Source organism: Thalassobacter sp. 16PALIMAR09 (assembly GCF_000765485.1).
Lineage (GTDB): Bacteria > Pseudomonadota > Alphaproteobacteria > Rhodobacterales > Rhodobacteraceae > Thalassobacter > Thalassobacter stenotrophicus.
The window spans coordinates 26,678-40,862 of the sequence record NZ_JHAK01000004.1 but is presented as its reverse complement, the minus strand read 5'-3'; the positions used below and the strand labels follow the sequence as shown (position 1 = coordinate 40,862).

General features: G+C 60.6%; 15 protein-coding genes and 1 tRNA gene. 13 read left to right on the top strand and 3 right to left on the bottom strand.

Features of this window, described 5'->3' with window-relative positions:
- Window positions 1-19 precede the first annotated feature (19 nt).
- Together PM04_RS09760 and PM04_RS09755 are read left to right on the top strand one after the other, a co-directional pair.
- Window positions 20-1,732 (top strand): AMP-binding protein, encoded by a 1,713-nt coding sequence (locus PM04_RS09760; protein WP_038006208.1) that lies wholly within the window; start codon window positions 20-22, stop codon window positions 1,730-1,732.
- Window positions 1,733-1,736: 4 nt separating this feature from the next.
- Entirely contained in the window at window positions 1,737-2,618 is an 882-nt protein-coding gene (locus PM04_RS09755) for a bile acid:sodium symporter family protein (RefSeq protein ID WP_038006205.1), read from the top strand.
- Window positions 2,619-2,671: 53 nt separating this feature from the next.
- Here the strand turns inward: PM04_RS09755 and ltnD are convergent, their stop codons facing one another.
- On the bottom strand, window positions 2,672-3,562 hold the full coding sequence (ltnD, locus tag PM04_RS09750; protein ID WP_038006202.1) for an L-threonate dehydrogenase: 891 nt from the start codon (window positions 3,560-3,562) through the stop codon (window positions 2,672-2,674).
- The gene (locus PM04_RS09745) at window positions 3,559-4,182 is read right to left on the bottom strand and encodes a glutathione S-transferase family protein (RefSeq protein ID WP_038006199.1); all 624 of its coding nucleotides are present in this window, start codon (window positions 4,180-4,182) and stop codon (window positions 3,559-3,561) included. The genes ltnD and PM04_RS09745 overlap by 4 nt, the downstream gene beginning before the upstream one ends.
- A 184-nt stretch (window positions 4,183-4,366) precedes the next feature.
- Here PM04_RS09745 and PM04_RS09740 point away from each other — a divergent pair, with 184 nt between their 5' ends.
- The 4 genes from PM04_RS09740 to PM04_RS09725 all read left to right on the top strand — a co-directional run bounded on the left by PM04_RS09740 (window position 4,367) and on the right by PM04_RS09725 (window position 9,170).
- Window positions 4,367-5,344 carry a tripartite tricarboxylate transporter substrate binding protein gene (locus PM04_RS09740; protein ID WP_038006196.1) on the top strand — a complete coding sequence of 326 codons (978 nt, stop codon included), beginning with the start codon at window positions 4,367-4,369 and terminating at the stop codon, window positions 5,342-5,344.
- A gap of 82 nt (window positions 5,345-5,426) precedes the next feature.
- Entirely contained in the window at window positions 5,427-5,918 is a 492-nt protein-coding gene (locus PM04_RS09735) for a tripartite tricarboxylate transporter TctB family protein (protein ID WP_038006194.1), read from the top strand.
- Window positions 5,915-7,399 carry a tripartite tricarboxylate transporter permease gene (locus PM04_RS09730; protein ID WP_081945976.1) on the top strand — a complete coding sequence of 495 codons (1,485 nt, stop codon included), beginning with the start codon at window positions 5,915-5,917 and terminating at the stop codon, window positions 7,397-7,399. The genes PM04_RS09735 and PM04_RS09730 overlap by 4 nt, the downstream gene beginning before the upstream one ends.
- A gap of 184 nt (window positions 7,400-7,583) precedes the next feature.
- The gene (locus PM04_RS09725; protein WP_038006191.1) at window positions 7,584-9,170 is read left to right on the top strand and encodes a hypothetical protein; all 1,587 of its coding nucleotides are present in this window, start codon (window positions 7,584-7,586) and stop codon (window positions 9,168-9,170) included.
- Window positions 9,171-9,223: 53 nt separating this feature from the next.
- On the opposite strand, the gene PM04_RS09720 is transcribed toward PM04_RS09725, so the two are convergent.
- Window positions 9,224-9,298 (bottom strand) — tRNA-Thr (locus PM04_RS09720).
- 93 nt (window positions 9,299-9,391) lie between these two features.
- On the opposite strand from PM04_RS09720, the gene PM04_RS09715 reads away from it, so the two are divergent.
- The 7 genes from PM04_RS09715 (at window position 9,392) to infA (ending at window position 14,175) form a co-directional block, all read left to right on the top strand.
- On the top strand, window positions 9,392-9,595 hold the full coding sequence (locus PM04_RS09715; RefSeq protein ID WP_038006188.1) for a hypothetical protein: 204 nt from the start codon (window positions 9,392-9,394) through the stop codon (window positions 9,593-9,595).
- Window positions 9,588-10,862, top strand: coding sequence for a UDP-N-acetylglucosamine 1-carboxyvinyltransferase (gene murA / locus PM04_RS09710; RefSeq protein ID WP_038006185.1), 1,275 nt, complete (start codon window positions 9,588-9,590; stop codon window positions 10,860-10,862). Before PM04_RS09715 ends, murA begins: the two co-directional genes overlap by 8 nt.
- On the top strand, window positions 10,855-11,313 hold the full coding sequence (locus PM04_RS09705) for a DUF2948 family protein (protein WP_038006182.1): 459 nt from the start codon (window positions 10,855-10,857) through the stop codon (window positions 11,311-11,313). The genes murA and PM04_RS09705 overlap by 8 nt, the downstream gene beginning before the upstream one ends.
- 115 nt (window positions 11,314-11,428) lie before the next feature.
- Complete coding sequence (hisD, locus tag PM04_RS09700) at window positions 11,429-12,730, top strand: histidinol dehydrogenase (protein ID WP_038006179.1); 1,302 nt, start codon at window positions 11,429-11,431, stop codon at window positions 12,728-12,730.
- An 87-nt stretch (window positions 12,731-12,817) separates the two neighbouring features.
- Complete coding sequence (locus tag PM04_RS09695) at window positions 12,818-13,291, top strand: UPF0262 family protein (protein ID WP_038006176.1); 474 nt, start codon at window positions 12,818-12,820, stop codon at window positions 13,289-13,291.
- A 69-nt stretch (window positions 13,292-13,360) separates the two neighbouring features.
- Window positions 13,361-13,753: a low molecular weight phosphatase family protein gene (locus PM04_RS09690; RefSeq protein ID WP_233486369.1), complete on the top strand. Its 393-nt coding sequence runs from the start codon at window positions 13,361-13,363 to the stop codon at window positions 13,751-13,753.
- Window positions 13,754-13,956: 203 nt separating this feature from the next.
- Window positions 13,957-14,175, top strand: coding sequence for a translation initiation factor IF-1 (gene infA, locus PM04_RS09685; protein WP_011455993.1), 219 nt, complete (start codon window positions 13,957-13,959; stop codon window positions 14,173-14,175).
- The last annotated feature ends 10 nt before the right edge of the window (window positions 14,176-14,185 follow it).

Sequence of the window (14,185 nt, the reverse complement as noted above, 5' to 3'; positions counted from 1 at the left end):
AAACCTTGGGGAGGGTCTCATGAGCGAACAAAACCGGCCGTGGACGGCCTTTTACGGGCCAAATGCGCGCGCGGATATTCCCGCCCCGCTGCACCGAACGATCGGTGATTTGATCAACGCCATGACCCACCTGCATGGGGCCAAAACCGCGTTCACCTGTTGCCTGCCCAACGGGATGAACGGGCGGCTCACCTATGCGCAAGTCGATGAAATGTCAGACGCTTTCGCGATTTACCTACGCGAAGTCGCGGGCCTGTCGGCGGGGGACCGTGTGGCCCTGCAGGTACCCAATGGCCTGCCCTTTCCCGTGGTCGCCTTTGGGGTGATGAAGGCGGGCTGCGTTCTGGTGAACGTGAACCCCCTTTATACCGCTGAAGAAATGGCCAAGCAGTTCGCGGATGCTACGCCCAACGCGCTCGTCATCGTTGATATCTTTGCCGAAAAGCTGGTCGAGGCGATGCAGGGCCACCCGATCCCCAACATCATCGTCACCCAAGTTGCCGAGTTTTTTCCCGCCGCCCCGCGCGGCATCGTGCGCTTGGTGCAAAAATACTGGGACCGGTCGCTTTCCCAGATTGAGGTCCCGCATATCCGCCTGCCCGACGCTTTGGCCAGCGGGCGCAGCCGCCGCGACGCCGACCAAGTCGTGGTCGAGGAATACCGCGCCCACATGACGGGCGACGACCTTGCGTGCCTGCAATACACCGGCGGCACGACGGGCGTATCCAAGGCCGCGATGCTGAGCCACGCCAACCTGCTCACCAACATGGAGCAGACGCTGGAACTGCTGGAGGGCCTCGAAAGCGGGTCTGAGGTCGTGCTAACCGCGCTGCCGATGTACCACGTCTTTGCCTTCACCGTGAACCTGCTGGGGTTCTATTCACTGGGGGCCAACAACGTGTTGATCCCCAATCCTCGCCCGCTCAGCAATCTGAAGCGCGCGTTCGAAAATTATAAGATTACGGTGCTAAGCGGGGTCAATACGCTCTTTAATGGTTTGAATAATGAAATCTGGTTCTTGGATTCCCCGCCCAAGCACCTAAAATTTGCGGCCGCTGGCGGCATGGCATTGCAGTCCGCCGTGGCCGAACGGTGGGAAGAAATCACCGGCAAACCTGTCCTCGAAGGCTACGGCCTGACCGAGACCGCCCCCTGCCTCAGCTTCAACCCGATGGGCAAAACACGGGTCAATTCCATCGGCGTGCCCGTGCCCTCGACCTACATGAAATGTGTGGATGAGGCCGGCGACGAAGTCCCCCAAGGCAGCGCGGGCGAACTGGCTGCCAAAGGCCCCCAAATCATGAAGGGCTATTGGCAAAACCCCGAAGAAACCGCGAATGTCCTGCGCGACGGGTGGTTCCTGACGGGGGATATCGGCACGATGGACGCCGACGGCTATTTCCGCATCGTGGACCGTAAAAAGGACATGGTGCTGGTTTCGGGCTTTAACGTCTATCCCAATGAGATCGAAGACTGCATGACCCGCCACCCCGGCGTGTCAGAAGCCGCAGTGATCGGGGTGCCGGACGGCGCCAGTGGCGAGGCCCTCAAGGCCTATGTTGTGGCCTTGGACGACACCCTCGATCAAGCCACCCTACGCGCTTACTGCAAAGAGCACCTGACCAACTACAAGGTGCCCAAAGTCATTGAATTCCGGGGTGATTTGCCCAAATCCAACGTCGGAAAAATCCTGCGCAAAGACCTGCGCGCCGAAGAACTAAGCAAGGGATAGCGTCATGGTCGGACCTTTTGAACAAGCCATTCTGGCGCTGATGATTGCGGTGATTATGTTGGGCATGGGCGCATCGCTCACGCCGCGCGATTTTGTCCTCGCGCTCAAGCGGCCAAAGGGCCTCGCGATTGGGGTGGTCTCGCAGTACGGGTTCATGCCGTTTATTGGCTTTTTGCTGATCACGGCCCTGCCCCTGCCAGAGGCGATTGCGGTCGGCACGTTGATCATGGCCTGTATGCCCGGCGGCACGACATCGAATATTTTCACATACTTTTCAAAGGGTAATCTGGCGCTTTCGGTCTTGATGACCGTCACCTCTACGATCTTTGGGGTGCTTTTGATCCCGATTGTTTTGTTGATTTATGCAGGTGCGCTCGACCTCGAAATTCCGCGCGAAAACATCATTGCCACACTGGTTTTGCTGCTGGTACCCGTCGCGATTGGCATGACCTTGCGCAAGATGAACGCCAATGTCGGCGCGGTGACAGAGTTCATGGGCTCAGCCCTTGCGGTGTTCTTTATCGTCTTTCTGATCGTGTCCTGGATCCCGCGCAACTGGGGCTTTTTGATGGAGACGACATGGGCCACCTACGCCGCCTCGGCAGCGCTGGGTTTGGTGGGGATTTTCATCGGCTACAACTTTGCCCGCGCCCTGAAATTACACCCCCGCAATGCGCGCACCGTGGCGCTTGAAACCGGCATCCAGAACGGTCCCCTCGCGGTGGCGATCATCGCGTTTACGTTCTCGGGCACCGAGGCGCAAAGTTACATGGCGGTGCCGGTTCTGTATTCGCTGTTCATCGTGATCGTCTCAACCTGCGTGACGTTCTATTTCCGCCGCGCGAATACGGCGGCGGAACAGGCGATGCCGGACGGGTTGCTATAGGGGGCAAAGCGCCCCCTACGGCTGGGCGTTTAATGTACACATTAATGTATACATTATTCGCCCGGTAATTTTAGCCCCGCTTGCTTGGCATAGACCTTGGCTACGGCGGCGTCATCAACACCCCCCAAACCCATGTCAGCGGCGGCCTTGAACTGTGCCAGCGCAGTATCCGTGATCGGCGCCTCAAAGCCCGCGTCGCGCGCAATGTCGAGCACGATGCCAAGGTCCTTGGGCCAGATGTTCACCGAACTGCGCGGCGCGTAATCGCCGTCCACAATGTGGGGCGCGCGGTTTTCCAACATCCAGCTCGTGCCCGCACATTTTGAGATCACCTCAACAAAAGCGGCAGGCGTCACCCCTTGGGTCATCCCAAAGGTCAGGGCCTCGGCCATGGTTGCGATGTGGACGCCCGCCAGCAATTGGTTCACCGCCTTCATCGCCGAGCCAGCGCCTGCGGCATCGCCCAATTCGAACACCGTTTCGGCCATTGCATCCAACACGGGGCGCGCAGCGGCAAAGGCCGTCGGTGTGCCCGACGCCATGATCGACAATTGGCCCGATGCCGCCTTGGCCGCTCCGCCCGAAATCGGCGCATCGAGGTACAAGACGCCGCTGGTCGCGCAGCGTGCCTCCATTTCGCGTGCAAATGCGGGGGGCACGGTTGCGCAGCTCAGGACAATTGCGCCGGGGCGCAGGCCAGCAACCACACCGTTCGCGCCGAACAAAACATCCTCGGTTTGGGCCGCGTTCAGGACCACCACAACCAGCGCATCCAACGTTCCCGCAACATCGCCCAACGCGCCCTCAGCGCCGCCTTCGGCCTGAAACTGGGCCGTGCGTTCGGCCGAGATATCATAGCCGTGGGTGCGCATCCCCGCGCGCAGCAGCGATTGCGCCATGCCATAGCCCATTGAGCCGAGGCCCACGATTGCGGTTGTTGTCATTCTTGGATCTCCTGTGCGGCCAACGCGGCCTGTGTAGCGGGGCGCGCCAGCATTGCAAGTTTGTGCGCGGCGAGTTTTGGGAAAGGATCAATCGGCACCCCTGCGGCGTCTAACCAGCGGGCAAAGACATAAAGATAGGGGTCGCAAAAGCTATAGTCTACGCCTAGCGCCCATGGACCCAATGGCAGGGTGGATTCGAGGTAAGTCGCGCATTCCGTTAGGTTTTGCGGGACGTACTTTTGCATATCGGCCAAAGCCACGGGGTCCTGCGCCCAGCGCTTGCCCCGCAGTTTATGGGCGAATGCGATGTGAGCCGTGGCACACAGATAGGCGCATAATTCGCGCGCGCGGGCTTGGGCCAAGGGACCTTCCGGCAGCAGCCCCCCCTGTGGGTGGCGCGCGGCCAAATACTCAAGGATCGCGGGGTTTTCGGTCAGACTGCCCTCGGGTGTGTCCAGCAGTGGCACACGGCCCTTTGGGTTGCACGCAAGGAATTCGGGCGCCTGATGCGCGCCCTGTGGGATCGGCACCTCAGCCAGCGCGAGGTCCACACCCAGTTCGAGGGCGAGGATGTGTGGCGCAAGCGCAGAGGACCCTTTGGAATAATAAAGTGTATACATGTCGGTCACCGTAGGGCTGCCCGTGCGCAGAGACTACCCCGAAATGCCCACGATTTCCGCACGAGCGCACGATACTTACGCTTACATGCATGGTAAGTTGTTTTAACTTCCGTAAAGCGGAACTTACGCCTATCGTTTTTTCAGAGCCCCGCAAGAGGGCCACGAAAACCACTGGGAGGACTACATGAAACACACGACTTTGACCTTTGCCGTCACGGCCGCGGCCCTTTTGGGCGCGACGGCGGCTTATGCTGATTATCCGACGCGGGCGATCAACATGGTGATCCCCTACGGCGCGGGTGGGGCCACTGACATTTCTGCGCGCACCATCTCTGAGCCTTTGGGCGCGGCGGTGGGCAAGCCCTTGGTAATGGCGAACATCACCGGTGCTGGCGGCGCGACCGGGTCGGTTGCCGTACAAAACGCCAGCGCGGATGGCTATACGATGCTGTTTGCGCGGGTCGGCTCACATTCCGTGAACCCTGCGATGAAGGCCACACTGCCCTACGGGCTGGAAGATTTCCGCTTTGTGACCGTGTATGAAATCAACCCTGTAGCCTGCGCGGTGCGCCCGGCGTCGGGCATCACGTCGATGGATCAGTTGATTGCAAAAGTGGCCGAGGGCGGCATCAGTTACAGCTCCTCCGGTGTGGGGTCGATGCCGCATCTGGCCAGTGCGATGGTCCTTTCGGAGTTCGGCGTGGCCGACCCGCTGACCGACGCCACACACATCCCGCAAAAAGGTGGCGGCGCCGCGATCACGGCTGTTCTGAACGGGACATCGACGTTTGTGTGCACCAACTCATCCGCGCTTGCGTCGTTTGTGGCCAACAAGCAGTTGACGCCGCTGTTGGTGACCACGGCCGAGCCTGTTGTCGGCTTTGACGCCCCCACCGCGAACCAATTGGGCAAGGACAAGCTGAACCAATTGGTCGGCTGGACCGGGATCGCAGGCCCAGACGATCTGCCCGATGATGTGGCCGCAAAGTGGGGTGAGTGGATGGCCGCCGCCACTGCCGACCCCAAGTTCCGCGAAACCATGGAGGCCCGCGGCTCGGTCATCGAGCTGATGGACCCGGTCAAGGCCAATGAGTTCATCCAAGGTCAGTACGACACCTTCCGCACGCTGGTCGAAGACCTTGGGATGCGCATTGAAGGTTAAGGCCTAACGGACTGAAAACGCTGGATGCGGCTGTCTTTGGGCGGCCGCATTCTTCACGAGATTTGACACTGGGGGATATGGGGTGTCACCGAAAACCATCCAATTTCAACTGGGACTTGGGGCCTGTTTGGCCGCTGCGTTCCTTGTGCTTTGGGCGATCCCGAACTGGGTTTCGTCGCCGAGCAATGTGTCCAACATCGTGCTCGCACCCGTGTTTTGGCCCTATGCGTTGTCGGGTATCACCGGCTTGGTGGGCTTGGGGCTATTGCTGGCCGCGCGCGGGGCATCACCCGCCCCTGACGCCGAGGCAGAACCCCCTGCAGCCGACGGGCTATCGTGGGTGCGGCTGGCTGCTCTGGCCGTGATCATGGTGGCGACGATGTTCGCCCTGCCCCGTTTGGGCATGGTGTGGACCGCGATGATTGTGTTCCTCCTGACGGCCTTTTTGTTCCGCACGCGCCATCCCATCACGGCCCTTATCTGCGCGGTGGTGATCCCGCTCGCGCTGTATCTATTTTTCGCCAAAGTGGCAGGGGTCGCGATCCCCCAAGGTATCTTTGTGAGGCTTCCGTGAGTTTTATTGACAGCCTGATGGCAGGTCTGAGCCTTGTCGCCTCGGTTGAGGCGTTTTTGGCGTTGTTTGTGGGCATTGTGATTGGGGTCATCGGCGGCGCCATTCCGGGCCTGTCGGCCACGATGGCCGTGGCGCTGACGCTGCCGTTTACGTTTTCGATGCAGCCGATCACCGGCATTTTGCTGCTGCTCGGCGTGTATAAGGGCGGGATTTTTGGCGGCTGTATCCCCGCCATTTTGATCAAGACCCCCGGCACGCCAGCGTCATCGGCCACGATCCTTGACGGTCACCCAATGGCCGAACGCGGCGAGGCCGGGCGCGCCTTGGGCATGGCGCTTTGGGCGTCGTGCACGGCGGATTTGGTGTCCAACCTTGCGCTGATCCTGTTTGCGGGGTGGCTTGCATCCTTTGCGTTGAACTTTGGCCCGCCTGAGTTTTTTGCCCTGATCCTGTTTTCGCTGACGATCATCGCAGGGGTGTCAGGCGATAGCCTGTTGCGCGGGGCCTTGTCGGCGTTGCTGGGGCTGTTGCTGGCGACCGTGGGGCTGGATTTGGTGTATGGGACCAACCGGTTCACTTTTGGCGATCCGAACATGATGGGCGGGCTGAATTTCATCGCCGTCCTGATCGGCCTGTTCGCCATCCCTGAGATCATCGCAATGGCATGGAACCCCACGGCGCATTTGGGCAAGGCCCGCGCGCTTGGCAATGCGAAGGTCACGATCAAAGACTATGTCGCAAGCTTTCGGTCGATCCTTCGGGGCAGTCTGATTGGGGTGTTTCTGGGGTCGATCCCCGGGATCGGGGCGGCCCCTTCGGCCTTTTTGAGCTATTCTGAGGCGCGGCGGAAATCCAAAAACAAGGCCAACTTTGGCAAGGGTGAGATCGAGGGCGTTGCGGCCTCTGAGGCGGGGAACAACGGGGTGGCAGGGGCCACGCTGATCCCGCTTCTGGCACTGGGCGTGCCAGGGGATGTGATCACCGCGATCATCATCGGCGCGTTCATGGTACATGGGCTGCAACCGGGGCCGATGATGTTCATCCTGAACGTCGACATCATCTATGGGCTGTTTATCGGGTTGATCGTCAGCTCGGTGTTTTTGTTCATCGTGGGCAGTGTCGCGATCAAGGGCTTTCGGTTCGTCGCGGATGTGCCCAAACGCATCCTGATGCCCGCCGTGTTGATCCTGTGTATCTATGGGGTGTTCGCGGTGAACAACAACATCTTTGACGTGGGCGTGATGTTTGCGATGGGCTGGGTGGGCTATGTCATGATGCGGTATCGCATCCCCGCCGCCCCCTTCTTGATCGCGTTCATTCTTGGCCCCTTGCTCGAGGACAACTTCCGCCAATCCATGCTGATGTCGGGCAGCGACCCGAGCATTCTGCTGCGTGGGCCAATCACTTGGTTTTTCTGGGCCATGACGTTGCTGACGATTGCCGCCATCGGACGGGCGATTATGCGCAAGCAGGCGGTGTAGACCGCCTGCTTGTGTGGCCGGGGCGCATCGCAGAACCTTCGAGACCCTTGAAACCGTTGAGAAACCTGCGGCAACAGGTTAATGGTTCCCTTAGGTCAGGCGCGTTGTATCAAACCGCGCCTGACCCCTATTAAAGACGCCATGAAAAGAGGGACTATGGCCCCGATCCTGCCCCTAGCCCTGCATGGGTAAGCACGCACCCAATGCCCCTATCCGCCCCGTCCGAGGGGAAACGATCCTCTTTTTCATCGCGGCGATTGGGGTGTTTGCGTTGAACATGATGTTGTGGGGGTACGACACGCCGCCCCTGATCGACTGGCCCAACCACATGGCGCGCCATGTGTTGCAATGTGGGGCTGCGGGGGCCGAGCACGTCGCGCGCTACTATGCATTTGCCCTAGACATCGTGCCTAACCTGACCTCAGACCTGATCCACACGTGGCCCGGCGCCTGCGCGGACCTTGAGGTGACGCAAAAGGTGCTGATCCAAGTGGGGTCCTTTGGCCTGTTTGCCGCGACGGCCGTGCTGCACCGCACGATCTGGGCCGCGTGGTCGGTGTGGCCGCTGATCGCGGTGATGGTGATGCATAACATGACTTGGGCCTTTGGGTTTGAGAACTTTGTGTTGGCGGCACCGGCGGCAATTTTGGTGCTGGCGTTGTGGTTTGCGATGGCCGCACGGGGGGCCGTTGTGCGGTTGGCGGTGATTTGGCCTTGCGCGGTGCTGGTCTATGTGATGCACCTTTATGCGTTCGGGTTCATCATGTTGATGATCGGCTTGCTGGAGCTGCACGACGTCACGCGCGCGCCTTCGACCCGGGCCGCGATCCTGCGGCGGGCGGGGATGGTGATGGCTGTTGCCTTCATCCCGGCGGTGCATTTGGTGGGCGCGCTGCGGGCCTCACCGGAGCTAGAGGCCGGCGGGATCGACTACGGCACGCCGATCCAATTCCTGACCGCTTTTGTCGCCCCCTTTGCCAGCTTTGGGTTGTTCGCCTCAACGGCGGAAACGATTGTGGTCGGGCTGTTGGGCTTGGCTGTAACGGCGGCGATCATCCTGTGGGTCCGCCGCGCCGGGCTGCAGATGTCCTTGGACCCGCGTGTGCGGTTCGCCCTGCCCGCGCTGGCCCTAATCACGCTGTTGGTGCCCTATTATTTCTCGGGCATCGCCTACACCAACATGCGGTTTCCGGTGCTGTTGGCCCCTGTGGTGTTGGCCGCGATCCGGGTGGACTTTACGCCCCGCGCATTGTGGGTGTTTGCCGGGGCGATGCTGGTCCTGTTGGCGGGCAAAATACTGTGGCTGACGGACAAATGGGCACTGCACGACGCGCAGGTTGCTGAATTACGCGCTGCAGCGGCCGTTTTGTCGCCGCAGGATCGGCTGTTGGTGACACGGCATGAGCAGTCCCAGACGATCCGGCTGCATTCCCACTCTGCCGCGTATATCCTGCGTGACCGGGGGCCGTATTGGACCGGGGTTTTCACCGGAGGCAACGCCATCGCCCCCCTGCCCGCCTATGCCCCGCGCGACAAGACGCATTTGTTTCCAATCCCTTGGCAGGTCTTGATGCCTGTTCACCAAGACCATGAGGTCTTTGAAGCCGGCAGTTATCTGGCGGATTGGCGCGATTTTTACACGCATACATTGGTGCTTTTTGCACCGGACGGCGCAGCGCGTGCCCAAGCCGCCGGGCTGCACAATCTGGGCGCGCCCTTGGCCAGTGGGTCATTCTTTGAGATTTTGGAATTTCATCCCGTGGCGCCCTAACGGCACCGAAACGGAGCGGAAACTTATCACCAGCAATCTCAAGGGAGGGCCGGTGGTGCTGTGAGAGAGGATTGAACTCTCGACCTCACCCTTACCAAGGGTGTGCTCTGCCACTGAGCTACCACAGCATGTTTCCGGTGGCGGGTGATTAGACCGGAATGAACATCCACGCAAGGGCAATCTGGACCCTTTTTGCAAGGCAGGCTACACCCGTCTCTAAGATGACAAAAAACCCAGCCAAACACCCCGAGACACCGGCCGCAAAAGCGGCTGCTGCGCGTGAACAACGCCTGAAGGCCGCGCTCAAGGCCAACATGGGCCGCCGCAAGGCGCAGGCCCGTGCAAAAGCGCGATCAGAGACGGATTCGCAACCGGGGACCGAGGCGGACGCTAACGCGCACAATGAGGACGAGAGCCATGGATAGTATAGTCGTACAGGGCGGGCAGGCTCTGAAGGGGTCGATCCCGATTGCGGGGGCCAAGAACGCGTGTTTGACGCTGATGCCCGCGACCCTTCTGAGCGAAGAGCCGCTGACCCTGACGAATGCGCCCCGGCTGTCGGATATCCGCACGATGACGCTGCTGTTGCAGTCCTTGGGGGCTGAGGTATCGAGCCTTGCGGAGGGTGGCGTGCTGGCGATGTCGTCGCATGACATCAACAACCACACTGCGGACTATGATATTGTGCGCAAGATGCGGGCCTCGATCCTTGTGCTGGGGCCGATGCTCGCGCGCGATGGCCATGCGATTGTGTCCCTGCCCGGCGGTTGTGCGATTGGCGCGCGGCCCGTTGATTTGCACCTCAAGGCGCTTGAGGCGTTGGGGGCGGAGTTGGACCTGCGCGAGGGTTATGTGCATGCCAAGGCCACCGGTGGGCGGCTTAAGGGGGGGCGCTATGCCTTTCCCATTGTGTCGGTTGGGGCCACGGAAAACGCGTTGCTGGCGGCTGTTTTGGCCAAGGGCACGTCGGTTCTTGAAAACGTCGCGCGCGAGCCTGAGATCGTGGATTTGGCCCAGTGTTTGCGGGCGATGGGTGCGCATATTGAGGGCGAAGGCACCGACACGCTGACGATTGAAGGCGTGGACCGGTTGCATGGTGCCACGCACCCTGTTGTGACCGACCGGATCGAATTGGGCACCTATATGCTGGCCCCTCTGATCGCGGGTGGTGAGGTCACGCTTCAGGGCGGGCGTCGTGGTTTGCTGGAGGCGTTTTGTGAGCGGATTGAGGCCGCAGGTGCCGAAGTAACCGAAGGCCCCGAGGGCCTGACGGTGCGGCGCGCGAATGGGCCGATGCGGGCAGTGGATGTCGAAACCGCCCCCTTCCCCGGCTTTCCCACGGATTTGCAGGCACAAATGATGGCGATGCTATGCACCGCCGAGGGCACGAGTGTTCTGGATGAGAAAATCTTTGAAAACCGCTTTATGCATGCGCCGGAGTTGACCCGTATGGGGGCCAAGATCGACGTCCATGGCGGCACGGCGACTGTGACCGGCGTGGACCGTTTGCGCGGTGCCCCGGTGATGGCAACGGACTTGCGCGCGTCCGTGTCGTTGATCCTTGCGGGTTTGGCGGCCGAGGGTGAAACGAAGGTCAGCCGGGTTTATCACCTAGATCGCGGGTATGAGCATGTTGTGCGTAAGCTGAGCGGTGTTGGTGCGAAAATCGAGCGGGTGAAGGACGATGTCTGACGCAACATTCCAAGACGGTGCGGAGGCGCCCTTGCGCCTGATTGCGCGGGATGAGGAGGACCTGCGGGTTATCTCGGCCTGTTTGCAGGACGCGGTGTTTGCGGGGGACCAAATCCACTGGGACGCCAAGAAACGCGCTTTGACGGTCTTGGTGAACCGTTTTCGCTGGGAAGACGCCGCGCGCCGCACCGAACGTGTGCGGGCGTTGCTACGGATTGATGGTGTCCTGCGGGTGCAATCCAGTGGTGTGAGCCGGGACGCGGACATTGTGCTGTCGGCGCTTGCCCTAAGTTGGGCTGCCGCTGCCGATGGTGCGGGCCGGTTGGAGTTGGTGCTTGCGGGGGATGGTGCCTTGGGGATGGATGTGGAGTGTCTTGAGGTGAGCCTTGCGGATGTCACCCGGCCCTATGCCGCCCCGTCAAACACCCGCCCCGGTCATCCAGACGTATGATGCGGCCCGCCGGAGGGGCCAGCCCCTCCAGACCACCCCGAGATATTTAACGAACCAAAGACGACTTGAGCACAACCACGTGGCAGGGTAGGCCCTGCGCGACATGGAGGGGCCGATGCCTGTATTTCTGAACACCCGCGACAGTGACTTTGAAACACAGTTTACGACGCTTTTGGGCGCCAAGCGCGAGGACAGCCCGGATGTGGATGCTGTTGTGGCGAGCATCATTGCGGATGTGCGTGCACGCGGGGATGCCGCGGTTCTGGAATTGACGGAAAAGTTTGATCGCCTGACGCTGACGCCCGAAACGTTGGCGTTTTCGGCCGAGGAGATTGACGCGGCTGTGGCGCAGGTGCCGGAAGCTGAGGCAGAAGCGTTGTCGTTGGCGGCGCGTCGGATCCGCGCCTATCATGAGCGGCAGATGCCCCATGACGAAAGCTGGACCGACGCCACGGGTGCGCGGCTTGGATGGCGTTGGGGGCCTGTGGATGCGGCTGGTTTGTATGTGCCCGGTGGCTTGGCCTCTTATCCGTCGAGCGTGTTGATGAATGCGATCCCGGCGCAAGTTGCGGGCGTGAAGCGGCTCGCGATTTGTGCGCCGACGCCTGACGGTGTGGCCAACCCATTGGTGTTGTTGGCCGCGCGCCTTGCGGGTGTAGACACGATTTACCGTATTGGTGGCGCGCAGGCCGTGGCGGCGATGGCCTATGGGACCGAGACTATTGCGCCTGTCGACAAGATCACCGGGCCCGGGAATGCCTTTGTGGCGGCAGCCAAGCGACGGGTGTTTGGCAAGGTTGGCATCGACATGATCGCCGGGCCATCCGAGATTTTGGTGATTGCGGATGGGGACAATGACCCCGACTGGATCGCTGTCGACCTGTTGAGCCAGGCGGAACATGATGAGAGCGCGCAGTCGATCCTGATTACGGATGATGCGGAGTTTGGGGCCGCCGTTGCGCGTGCCGTTGACGCCCGCCTTGAAACGCTGGAGCGGCGCGCGATTGCCGGGCCTTCGTGGCGCGACTATGGCGCGGTGATTACTGTGGCCGACTTGGATGAAGCCGCAGCCCTAAGCGACCGGATTGCGCCAGAGCACCTAGAATTGTGTGTAGCGGACCCGGTGGCCCTGTCGGAGAAAATCACCCACGCGGGCGCGATTTTCCTGGGGCAGTGGACGCCCGAGGCGATTGGCGACTACATCGGCGGGCCCAACCACGTATTGCCCACGGCGCGCTCGGCGCGGTTCTCAAGCGGGTTGTCGGTCATGGATTTCCTCAAACGCACAACGCTGGCCCAGATGACGCCCGAGGCCCTGCGCGCCATTGGCCCCGCTGCCGAGACCTTGGCCAAATCCGAGAGCCTTGAGGCCCATGGGCTGAGCGTACGCGCGCGGCTTGATCGCCTCAATCGCTGAGAATTTTCCACCTCCCCTTGGCGCGGCGCTGTTTTTCAGCGTATCAGGGGCGCTATGGGGAGGACCCTAGACGGAAAGGCCACACGCATGAGCGCTCAGATTTGTCATATCGAGATTGACGACGCCAATCTGCCGACCCCGACCCCCGAGATTGAACAAGAACGCAAAGTCGCGATTTTTGATCTGCTTGAGGATAATTCTTTTTCGATCGCCCGCCCCGATGCGCCCATGGGGCCCTATCGGATCAATTTGGGCATCCGCGACCGGCGGCTTGTGTTTGGTGTGACAACAGAACACCACGATCCGGCGGCGGAATTCCAGCTAGCGCTGGGGCCGTTTCGCCAGGTGGTCAAAGACTACTACCAGATTTGCGCCAGCTACTTTGATGCGGTGAAAACCCTGCCCCCCAGCCAGATTGAAACGATTGATATGGCTCGGCGCGGGATCCACAACGAGGGCGCGCGCATCCTGCAAGAGCGGCTGGAAGGCAAGGCCGACATCGACACCGACACGGCGCGGCGGCTGTTCACACTTATCTGCGTGTTGCATTTCGGAGGCTGATGCGTGTCAGGGGGGGATCAGCCACAATCGGTGCTTTTTTGCTGCGATCATAACGCAGTACGCTCCCCCATGGCTGAGGCTTTGATGAAAAAGCTGTACGGCATGGACATCTATGTTCAATCCGCCGGTGTGATGAACGACCTCGAGATTGATGGCTTTGCGATTGCGGTCTGCGCCGAGATTGATGTGGAGCTGGAGCGGCATCGCTCTCGGTCGTTTGAAGAGATGCAGGAATGGGGGGATGACCTGTCGGGATTTGATTTGATCATCGCCCTATCGCCCGCAAGCCAGCGTATGGCGCTGGATTTGACCCGGCTTTACCACCTTGAGGTCGAATATTGGCCCATTATGGACCCGACGGGTTTGGGCAATAACCGCGATCAAAAGCTGGAAAGCTATCGACAGTCGCGCGATCAGATCCGCGACAAACTGGTGGAACGGTTTGGACCGCCCCATTCATAAGGCGTCCATTTGGGCGTTATGACGGCCATTGTGTCCCTATCGTTAACGATTTCGACAGACCCTATGCGGTAGAAAACCCACGATGCCAAAGCGGGTCTGCGGGGCCTGCGCGTGCAAAACTGCTTTAGCCCTTGAAGTATGAACAAATTGCGCGCATTTACACCGCACCTGCGAACTGCGCAGGCGATTTTGATGGAGTGACCATGGCCAAGGAAGAAATGCTCGAATTCCCCGGCGTCGTGAAGGAACTCCTGCCAAACGCGACATTCCGGGTCGAGCTCGAAAACGGCCATGAGATTATCGCACATACGGCAGGAAAGATGCGCAAGAACCGGATCCGGGTTCTGGCGGGCGACAAAGTGCAGGTTGAAATGACACCGTATGACCTGACCAAGGGACGGATCAATTACCGTTTCAAATAGGGACGTGCGC

Excerpts from the sequence above, each read along its gene's own strand:
- hisD (WP_038006179.1), top strand. The coding sequence starts at position 11,429 with ATGCCTGTATTTCTGAACACCCGCGACAGTGACTTTGAAACACAGTTT.
- PM04_RS09760 (WP_038006208.1), top strand. The coding sequence starts at position 20 with ATGAGCGAACAAAACCGGCCGTGGACGGCCTTTTACGGGCCAAATGCG.
- PM04_RS09740 (WP_038006196.1), top strand. The coding sequence starts at position 4,367 with ATGAAACACACGACTTTGACCTTTGCCGTCACGGCCGCGGCCCTTTTG.
- PM04_RS09715 (WP_038006188.1), top strand. The coding sequence starts at position 9,392 with ATGACAAAAAACCCAGCCAAACACCCCGAGACACCGGCCGCAAAAGCG.
- PM04_RS09755 (WP_038006205.1), top strand. The coding sequence starts at position 1,737 with ATGGTCGGACCTTTTGAACAAGCCATTCTGGCGCTGATGATTGCGGTG.
- infA (WP_011455993.1), top strand. The coding sequence starts at position 13,957 with ATGGCCAAGGAAGAAATGCTCGAATTCCCCGGCGTCGTGAAGGAACTC.
- ltnD (WP_038006202.1), bottom strand. The coding sequence starts at position 3,562 with ATGACAACAACCGCAATCGTGGGCCTCGGCTCAATGGGCTATGGCATG.
- PM04_RS09725 (WP_038006191.1), top strand. The coding sequence starts at position 7,584 with ATGGGTAAGCACGCACCCAATGCCCCTATCCGCCCCGTCCGAGGGGAA.
- PM04_RS09745 (WP_038006199.1), bottom strand. The coding sequence starts at position 4,182 with ATGTATACACTTTATTATTCCAAAGGGTCCTCTGCGCTTGCGCCACAC.
- murA (WP_038006185.1), top strand. The coding sequence starts at position 9,588 with ATGGATAGTATAGTCGTACAGGGCGGGCAGGCTCTGAAGGGGTCGATC.
- PM04_RS09695 (WP_038006176.1), top strand. The coding sequence starts at position 12,818 with ATGAGCGCTCAGATTTGTCATATCGAGATTGACGACGCCAATCTGCCG.
- PM04_RS09705 (WP_038006182.1), top strand. The coding sequence starts at position 10,855 with ATGTCTGACGCAACATTCCAAGACGGTGCGGAGGCGCCCTTGCGCCTG.
- PM04_RS09690 (WP_233486369.1), top strand. The coding sequence starts at position 13,361 with ATGGCTGAGGCTTTGATGAAAAAGCTGTACGGCATGGACATCTATGTT.